At 65.9% G+C, this 1,029-nt stretch carries 1 protein-coding gene and 1 pseudogene; both read right to left on the bottom strand.

The genetic code is table 11. The annotated features are described in order from the left end of the window. A partial coding sequence (locus DD559_RS19285) for a globin family protein (RefSeq protein ID WP_497006774.1) occupies positions 1–719 on the bottom strand: 719 nt, incomplete at its 3' end. Positions 720–745: 26 nt separating this feature from the next. Further along, positions 746–1,029 (bottom strand): annotated as a pseudogene (locus DD559_RS19280) (methyl-accepting chemotaxis protein); the annotation flags it as partial.

Below are 1,029 nucleotides of genomic sequence, written 5' to 3'. Positions count from 1 at the left end.
GCCGCCGTCATCGCCGCCTCCCGCATCGCAACCGCAGACTGCTCCGCCGCCGCCGCCACCTCGCTCGTCTTCCCCAACATCCCCCGCGCGGCGCTCGACGCGCCATGCGCCTGCACGCGAATGCGGTTCCCCAGCATCGTCGTGCCTTCGATCGATTCCGAGATGCTGGCACGGAACTGGGCCGATCGTGCAGTGCGCTCCGCCCGCACAAGGGCTGCATCCTGCGCGCGGAGATGTTCGGTAGCCAGATCGAACTCGGCAAGGGCAATGCGCTGCACGGCATCGCTCAGCCGCGCGAATCGCGCCGCATCATCGCCCAGCCTGTCCAGCAAGGCAGCCAGTATCTGGCTGTGTGCAAAGGCAAATTGCCCGAACAGGGCAGAGGGCGGCACCCCATATCCGATCGCCGTCAGCGCATAGTCGCAGATCGTGCGGGACCAGGCAGGCCCCAGCGGATCGCGATAGCGATCGCGGAGAAAGGCCGCGCCTTCGCGGGCATATTCTTCGCGATCGACCTGCACCCGCATCCGCTGGCCGGCGGCGGTTGCCAGCACATGTCGCTTGCAGCGCTCGGCGATGGCTTCGAACTGATCCTCCACCAGATCGGCGATTTCCGCGCAGGTACCGATAAGCGAATCGTCCCAGTCGTAATTCTCGCGCCAGGCCTCGATCGAACGCGAACCGACGCGTGGCAATTCCAGATCATGCATCGCCGACATCCTGTCTTGTTCCTTGTGCGGCGATCCTAGGCCGCGACCTTCGCCACGAACTCGCCGGCGCTGCCCTTCAGCACGCCCAATTGTTGGTCGAGCGCCACAAAACCTTCGCCAACGCGATCGATTTCCGATGCCACCGCCTCGGTATCCTCGCGGATCGCGCCGATCGTGGCGGACATGGAATCGGCGGCCAGCGCGGTTTCGTCGACGGCCGCAGTGATCGCGGTCACGGTCTGCGCCTGCACCTCCATCGCAGACCGGATGCGGTCGGCGCTTTCCTGCACCTCCGCCACGGTGGTCCGGATCGAGGCAT

Origin of the sequence: Sphingomonas pokkalii (assembly GCF_003096275.1) — a bacterium.
GTDB classification, from domain to species: Bacteria; Pseudomonadota; Alphaproteobacteria; order Sphingomonadales; family Sphingomonadaceae; genus Sphingomonas; species Sphingomonas pokkalii.
This window is presented reverse-complemented; position numbering and strand designations above follow the sequence as displayed.